Source organism: Mesorhizobium sp. M0909 (genome assembly GCF_040319515.1).
GTDB lineage: Bacteria > Pseudomonadota > Alphaproteobacteria > Rhizobiales > Rhizobiaceae > Mesorhizobium.
On the sequence record NZ_JAMYOA010000009.1, the window covers coordinates 231,148 to 238,231 of the forward strand.

General features: G+C 58.9%; 11 protein-coding genes. 3 read left to right on the plus strand and 8 right to left on the minus strand.

What is annotated here, in order from left to right; genetic code table 11:
• Positions 1–114: 114 nt before the first annotated feature.
• Entirely contained in the window at positions 115–831 is a 717-nt protein-coding gene (locus NKH83_RS16865; RefSeq protein ID WP_352800099.1) for a pentapeptide repeat-containing protein, read from the minus strand.
• A 2,144-nt stretch (positions 832–2,975) separates the two neighbouring features.
• On the minus strand, positions 2,976–3,137 hold the full coding sequence (locus tag NKH83_RS16870; RefSeq protein WP_167522729.1) for a hypothetical protein: 162 nt from the start codon (positions 3,135–3,137) through the stop codon (positions 2,976–2,978).
• A gap of 224 nt (positions 3,138–3,361) precedes the next feature.
• On the opposite strand from NKH83_RS16870, the gene NKH83_RS16875 reads away from it, so the two are divergent.
• The gene (locus NKH83_RS16875; RefSeq protein WP_352478425.1) at positions 3,362–4,033 is read left to right on the plus strand and encodes a Crp/Fnr family transcriptional regulator; all 672 of its coding nucleotides are present in this window, start codon (positions 3,362–3,364) and stop codon (positions 4,031–4,033) included.
• Between the two features lie 36 nt (positions 4,034–4,069).
• On the opposite strand, the gene NKH83_RS16880 is transcribed toward NKH83_RS16875, so the two are convergent.
• Positions 4,070–4,297: a hypothetical protein gene (locus NKH83_RS16880; RefSeq protein ID WP_352506240.1), complete on the minus strand. Its 228-nt coding sequence runs from the start codon at positions 4,295–4,297 to the stop codon at positions 4,070–4,072.
• Between the two features lie 81 nt (positions 4,298–4,378).
• On the opposite strand from NKH83_RS16880, the gene NKH83_RS16885 reads away from it, so the two are divergent.
• The gene (locus tag NKH83_RS16885; RefSeq protein WP_352478423.1) at positions 4,379–4,651 is read left to right on the plus strand and encodes a hypothetical protein; all 273 of its coding nucleotides are present in this window, start codon (positions 4,379–4,381) and stop codon (positions 4,649–4,651) included.
• Position 4,652: 1 nt separating this feature from the next.
• Here the strand turns inward: NKH83_RS16885 and NKH83_RS16890 are convergent, their stop codons facing one another.
• The 4 genes from NKH83_RS16890 to NKH83_RS16905 all read right to left on the minus strand — a co-directional run bounded on the left by NKH83_RS16890 (position 4,653) and on the right by NKH83_RS16905 (position 6,023).
• Positions 4,653–4,922, minus strand: coding sequence for a hypothetical protein (locus NKH83_RS16890; protein ID WP_352478422.1), 270 nt, complete (start codon positions 4,920–4,922; stop codon positions 4,653–4,655).
• 245 nt (positions 4,923–5,167) lie between these two features.
• The gene (locus tag NKH83_RS16895; RefSeq protein ID WP_352478420.1) at positions 5,168–5,347 is read right to left on the minus strand and encodes a YodC family protein; all 180 of its coding nucleotides are present in this window, start codon (positions 5,345–5,347) and stop codon (positions 5,168–5,170) included.
• 80 nt (positions 5,348–5,427) lie between these two features.
• Positions 5,428–5,664, minus strand: a complete 237-nt coding sequence (locus NKH83_RS16900; RefSeq protein WP_352478418.1) for a DUF982 domain-containing protein — start codon at positions 5,662–5,664, stop codon at positions 5,428–5,430.
• A 98-nt stretch (positions 5,665–5,762) separates the two neighbouring features.
• Positions 5,763–6,023, minus strand: coding sequence for a hypothetical protein (locus NKH83_RS16905; protein WP_352478416.1), 261 nt, complete (start codon positions 6,021–6,023; stop codon positions 5,763–5,765).
• A gap of 50 nt (positions 6,024–6,073) precedes the next feature.
• On the opposite strand from NKH83_RS16905, the gene NKH83_RS16910 reads away from it, so the two are divergent.
• Positions 6,074–6,457, plus strand: coding sequence for a DUF6894 family protein (locus NKH83_RS16910; RefSeq protein ID WP_352478415.1), 384 nt, complete (start codon positions 6,074–6,076; stop codon positions 6,455–6,457).
• A gap of 211 nt (positions 6,458–6,668) precedes the next feature.
• On the opposite strand, the gene NKH83_RS16915 is transcribed toward NKH83_RS16910, so the two are convergent.
• Positions 6,669–6,914 (minus strand): DUF982 domain-containing protein, encoded by a 246-nt coding sequence (locus NKH83_RS16915; RefSeq protein WP_352478413.1) that lies wholly within the window; start codon positions 6,912–6,914, stop codon positions 6,669–6,671.
• Positions 6,915–7,084: the final 170 nt, after the last annotated feature.

A 7,084-nucleotide genomic window follows, 5' to 3' on the forward strand; every position in this document is an offset into this window, starting at 1 on the left:
ATTCCATTCATCCGCCCCCGGCTGTCGCAAAAGTTATATAGCGCAAACGATGACATAGGGGTTCTCAGTTTCATCCTGTCGGGCGCAGCATTGCCGCGGTTCGCTTGCCGACAACTATTCCTGCTGGAATTGACAGGGCCAATCTTCAGGCCTCGTCAGGCCAGAAGGCAACTCGGTCCGGGCGTCTCCGCAAGCCATGTTGAGCTGCCACTGGGACAGACCCACCGAATTGGAAAGGTCGACGCCCTCGATACGGGTCAGAAAGAAAAAGGCGCGGTCAAAGTCTATCGGCGCGGTGAACCTCGCTCCTCGGAAGTCCGCCCGTGCGAGATTGGCAAACGAGAAGCGGCTGCCGCTGATATCGGCGTCATGGAACTGCGCACGCCCCAGTTCTGCCTTTGTGAAATCAACATTGGTCAGATTGGCGTCCTGGAAATTCGAACGCTGCATTTCCGCGCTCGCAAACACAGCGCCCTGCGCGTCCATACGGCTGAAGTCGGTCCTGTAGGCCTCGATTCTGTCGAACCGGGCGCCTTTGGCGGTCGAGTCGGCCAGGGAAGCACGCACAAGAGTTGCCTTCTCAAGATTTGCGGCAACGAGATTGCTGTTCCTGAGGTCGGTCGAAGTGAAATCAACACCGAACAGGTTCGCCCCGCTCAGGTCCTGTCCTTCTAGGATGAGAAGCTTCTTGTCACACTCGTGCCAATTGACGCCAGGCGTCGCGGCTGCGTCGCAATTTTGAGCGGCAGTGGCGTTCTGCCAAGCAAACACAGTGCAAACCGCTAGAACCAAGCCGGATGCGCCGTAAGCTCTGGTTCGTCTCAAAGTCATTGTTGCTGGACCTCTGCCACTCGCCGACACTCAACCTTACCACATCTGCTGACACTCGAGCCACGGTGACCACCGCCGTCACAGTTGGCGCATTTCTGATATTCAAGCTTTGATGTTAATCAACCGATCAACCCGCGCGTAGGGCGCGATTTGCGAGCGCCTCCCCATATCATCCGCGGTCCAGCAGAGATTCATTTGTCACCGGCCAGGCGCATCATTCCGCAGGTATGTTTGACTAAGCCGAGGAGAGCGGTCGTTCAGGATGGCGCAGTCGCGTGCCAAGATTGGCCTCCGCTCTGGACGTTTGTCTTGCTAATGAGGAGCCTGCTCGGGTGCTGATCGCCACCGCCGGCGTCCGCTGCCGACAAGCGTGATTCCGCTTGGTTCCGCACCGATCGGTACTTGCCGACGGCGAGGTTGACCCGGCACGGGGTGCTCGTCGCGTATCCTGATTCCGCTGTCGGATAAACCCCACGACTTCGCTTAGCGAGGCCGAAGTTGATCTCTGCCATCTACCAGGTCGAACCATCAACCCCGCATATTTGTGTCGTAAGCTGACGTGCCGCGAATACGCCGTTTTCGGTGAGGGAGGATTCGAACTCCGCGCTTGGAAGAGCGTCCTTCTCGTCTTCACCGTGCATGCCGGTTACGTGGGCGGCCGAGTGCCCTTCCGCGCTTCGCCAAACCTGCCGTGGAAAAGGCCCTGCCGTTTTTTTCCGGCGGGGCTTTGGTCAGATCGCGACTATTAGTGATTTATGCTGAAACTGGTTGCGGAGTCCGGAGTCGGACTTATTTGCACTGATTAAGAGGCCCCGTCAGCAAACGAACTCGGTCACAGCACTGTATTGGCGGTATCCCTCTACCGACTCGAACCGCGACCGTTTCTTAGGTCGCGCCTACCGTTTTGCACGCCCTCCCCTGCCCGGCCGTGGCGGAAGGTTGAACCAGTTGGGCGACTGCTAGGTTCCAGACTGGAGGTAAGGTCGGCTCGCTGAAAGCGCGGCAGGTGGCACGCGGCACATGCGCGACAACGGCGGTGGAGGGTTTGAGAGGGCCGGAGCCCCGACCATTCGGCACAAAGATAACAAATAGCATCGGCGATCGGCTGAAGCCGCTCCTTCTCAGTCTGCTGGCGAACCGCGTAACCGGGGCAGATTTCCGGGCGAAGGGGTTTGCAGGCGAGCGCGTTCGTGATTCACCCTATGCGTGACGCTACCACCGACTGATTCGTTTGAAGGCTGTCGCTCGCGGAACTCCGCGGGTTGGTTACTGCGCTGATCGGCGAAGTGCGCGGTCCAAACATGGTTCGAAGTTGCCGATCGCAGGGCCGCGTCGCACGGTGCAGAAGGCCATGCATCGTTGATTATGCGCAAACTGCTATCGCGCGCCTAGTCGGAACTCGCGCATCGAACAGTACATCACATCGTCCGTCCCCAGCGCACCGGCGGCCTCCCCGCTCGCAATCCAAATAGACGTCTTTCAGCTGTTTGATTGGCATGTCAGCGTGAGCGAACGCGAGGTCCTGGGCGTCAGAAGCCGACAATGAAGCCGGACTGATTGCGATCAGCACGGTGCCGAGCGTCACAGGCGCGAGGGACTTAACAACTGACATGATCATTTTGAGATCCTCCCCAGCTCCCGTCGGTCAACATCCAGTCCTTGGGGTCGCAGGTGTAGTGCCGTTCGAAGGTCCCGTCCGCGCGCCGCTGCTTGTCGAAACCTCGATGTAAGGCTCGATCGCGCGCTCGTGGACCAGCCAAAGGGGATCTCGGCCGAGGCGTAGCCACTGCCGGCGGCCAACCGTTTCGGGATCGAGGCCGAAGCGATCCTGGTGCGCTCGATCGTCGTGCCGGCCGCGCCTGCCTCCGCATGACGGATGGCGCGGCTTCGCAAATCGCACATGATTTCGTCACGTGAGATGCCGATGTCGCCAAGGACGTCATCGGGTAAACGGCTCAACTGGTCCGTTGCCGACAAGAGAGCTTTTCGCTCGGCGCGGAGGCGTAACCACCTGCGAAATGGACCAATGGCGGCAGCATGAATTATAACCATGATTAGATCCTCCCTTCATTGATCTGAATTGACCGGTACGGAACGGCGCGAACGGCACTCCGGGCGAGAGCGTCAGCCGTCCGCGAGGCAAATTAGGCGTAGTGGTCGATGGATTGGTTTTGCCGCGGCGTGCCCATACGGCGGGCGGTGGCTGGCCCCGGGCCACGCATGTAATAAAGCTCCGGGCGGTAGCGCGGCGCGACGAATTTGCGAAACCCCGCAGCAAGTTTTGTGACGGGAGCCAAGAATTTCATGACTGTTCCCTTTCCCTTCGCCGGCTTGCACACGAGCCGGCGGGCCTGACGTTGCAACAAGGATATGACAGTCGAACCAGGCTCGGCTGTGGGAATTCCCACACCGGGAAAAAGATTGGCGAAATCCGCTCCCAGTTTGCATCCCGGAAAGCGGGGCCTGCGGCCATCAAATTTCCTTGGATAGGGAGTAAGGTGAAGTACACTTGATTGAACAAGAGACCGTTGTGACAGGCTCTCTGGCCTTCATCTCAAGACTTTGCGATGCCGACCTCGCCGCGCTGACCAAACGGTGGCACGAGCGCAGCTATCGACACAACGAGCTAATCATTTCCCACGGCGACACTGGTCGCGATGTCTTCTTCCTGCTGGAAGGACGTGCTCGCGTGACACTGGTTTCAGCGGACGGCAGGGAGATAGCGTATCGCGATGTCGAACCGGGTGACATTTTCGGGGAGCTCGGAGGCATTGACGGGATTGCACGCTCCGCCAGCGTAGTCGCGCTGGAGGCAACCCGCGCTGCACGGCTGTCCGGCACAGCATTCCGGGATATCGTGATGACCCACCCGACTTTTGCCTGGGTGCTGCTTGAGCATCTGTCTGCCCAGCTCCGGCGCATGACCGAGCGGGTATTCGAATACAGCACTCTGGTCGTGCGAAAACGGCTGATCGTCGAGATCCTGCATCGGGCGGAGAAAGCCGCACTCGTGGACGGCGAGGTGTCCATAAGCCCGGCACCGACGCATTCCGAGCTGGCGGCAACGATGAGCACGCACAGGGAAGCGGTCTCGCGCGAAATGAGCGACCTCGCCAAGAGAGGCCTGATCGAAAAGCGCGGCAGCAGGTTATTGCTGCATGACGTCTCGGCACTACGGGCGCTGGTCGACAAGAAGGAATAGCGAAGGCTGTCGCTGCGGCGGGGGGCACCGCACGTTTCATACTCCTCGGCCGCAAGTGAAGCGTTCCCGCATCTCCCGGTTCAAGGTGATAAAGGCGCTCCCGACATAGCGTCCTGTGCCACGCTCGGCCATTAGGGCGAAAGCCGGCTCGGCGTAGATGATCGACTGGATGTAGAACGCTTCGTGAGGGGGATAAATCCCGCCATACTGAACTGCAGTCAGCGTCTCCCGCCGTTTCCGAGTGTCTTCGTCCAAACCTTCCACGGCAATGCTCCCGATCCCGTCTTCTGGCCCCACTTAGTCCTTCCCGAGGACAAGGCGCAATCGTCGGTCGAAGTAACGCTTGTGAAAGACCTCACGGCCGCTCCGGAGCTTATAGGTCGTCCAGAAGTAAATGGCGTTTCTGTTGCTGCCGGCGAGATCAATCCCGGCCATTGCCTCCATGTTCGGCCTCGAAGCGGTTCGGCGGCATTCCTCAAGAAGTGCCTCGAATGGCACCGTCAGAAACTGCTTCAGTTCCGCTTCCGCGAACAGGTCCTCCACGGGATCGAACTTGCCGATGCCGACCCGCTCGCATTCGCCCAGCGGCCTAGCTGGCTTAATGCTGCGAAACGCTAGTTCAAAACCCCTGATTTCCCCCCTCCACCGGTCGCCGGTCCATCACCTCGCATACCCGCGCGGCGTGTTCAGGTTTGACACGGGGACCCAGGCACACGCGACGAAGCGCATCGTCGAGAAAGTGCTTAGGCCCGGCTTGGCCAGTAACGAAGCGCCATTCCTTCTCGTGAGCCCATTCACCGCGCTTGCGCGTGATGCGAGCGATCACCGCCTCTTCGAGATGCTGCGCCCCCATGTCGGCGAGCGTGAGCGATGGCAGAGCGTTGCGCACGCATAGGTCACCGGGCGCAGTTTCTCTGCATGGAAGTCACTGATCATGAGGTCAGCAGTATCGAACTCTAGGCACATGCCCGCGAAGTTGCTGCCGTGATAAGCCCACATCGGCAGATGGGTGGGCCGATCTTGCTCATGAGGTTCTGGGCTTGGTAACGTTCTCCAAGATCAGCGCCATCAAGCAATGCTCCGTTCGTAACAATCAAAGGCAACGTGGGACCCCCTGTCAGGAAGGCGCGGCGACTACTTCGGCACGGCTTTGAGCATTTCACCTTTAATCCTGACGGTCTCAAGCTTGTACGCCCCGCCGTCGTTGTTGAACCATTGACACATAAACCCGCCGGCACTCTGCGCCTCGTTGATCGTCATGTTAGGACCGCCAGACTTTAGCTCCACCACATCGCCAACTTTGAAATCAGACATAAATTCTCTCCCAATGTTTGAGAACGACCAGTAATCAGACGTGGGACGCGGTGGAAAGCGGAATGGAGACCTAGCTAGATTTAGCGTAGCACCCCCTCCTCCTCGGCAGCTTCCTCGAAGGCTTTACGGACATCGTTGGGCGAGACCCGGCCCTCAAAGGCGTCGCTGCAGGCTTGCACCGCCAGATTCCACTTCGGTCCCCTCTCGGTCCACTTCATGAGTTCCTCGGCGGCACCCTCGACATTGTTGCAGCCGTAGGTGATCCCAGGTCGGTCGGTCTTGACGTACACCGGAGGGGAGAACCAATGGGTTGCCATGAGGGGGCCGCTCTGCGCTCATCATCGAAGGCCGTGGGCATACCGCTTCGCGAGCCAGAGGTCCGCTTTCGTTGCCAGACGGGCAGAGCGCCTAAACTTCAAATCGCACGGCCCAGAGCAGATGAAACTACAGCCGCATGTGTTGCCGGCAGTTCGAACAGCATGGGCAGGTGGCGACACTCGGCTTCGTCCACGATCAGCGCCTCAATAGTCGCAATGGAAAGATGGCTTCTGAGGCGCAGCCGGACAACCGCGGCGAGCTTGTGAACGGGCACCGGTACCGCCCCTGCGTACTGGTCTAGAAGATTGTTGATCTCGGCAACTACTTTTGGATCGACGGCGTGGGGCAATGGCAGCATGAGAGCGCTTCCTTTCGGAAGTAACTCTAAGCCGATCGGGGCGATGAGTCTTGGCGCGTACGTTTTTAACCAATGTCGCGGACATCATTGGACGTCAGGTCACGCTCGTTAGCGTTGCGCACATTAGAGCGGCAAGGGCCCGCTGCACAGCCAATCGCAACGCAAGCGTGAACCATTCTCGCGTTACTGTGTTTGTAGGGACGCCGCGCTATTTCTTCGACTTCACCGACACGGGCAAAGTCTTCCTTGACGTTGTGGGTACCGATCTCCCGGACCTCGAAGCTGCAAAGGCGGAGGCGGTAAAGGCCTTGGTCGAGATTACTAAGGATAAGCTGCCGGATGGCCCCTCTCGAGAATTTGTGATGACCGTTCGCGACGAGTCCAACGAAACGTTCTTAGAGGCTATGATCAAGTTTGAGATGCGGGCGCGCTAGTCTAGCTCTGCAAAGATGGTTTCCGATTGGTATCACTTAATAAACAGCTCTCGCTTACAAATAGACAGTTCTCGGTTGAATGAGCGTCGCGCGCGCGCAGACATGGATGACCTTCGGCTCTCCCTTGATGCAACCCGCCGCGTAATTGCGGCATCCCGTAAGCTGCTGGACCGGATGGCGAACCGGGTCGATGAACACGAGTGGAGGGTTCCTACTCTGGTGAGAGATACACCTTGGCTTCCTTGGCGGCAGCCTCAAAGGCCTTTCGTACCACCTGAGGGTCAATCGGATCGCCCTCTAGATCTGACAGGCAAAGGTTCACCGCCTTGTGCCAGCGGGGTCCACTGCGGGTCCACCTCTTGAGTTGCTCAAGGGCTGCCCTCGCATTGTTGCAGCCATGCCTGTCGCCGGTTTCAGTCTTCACGAACACCGAAGGAACGAACCAATGGGTTGCCATTGAGGGATAATTAGAGGGGGTGGGAATGTTTGGTAGAGATGTCTGGGCCGGTGATCGAATTTGGCTCGCGCGAAGAGCGACGCGGCCTGCTAATCAGGAAAAAGCCTACCCTCCTCCTTAGCGGCAGCCAGGAATGCCTTACGGGCCTCCTCAGCTTCCATCTCGTCGAA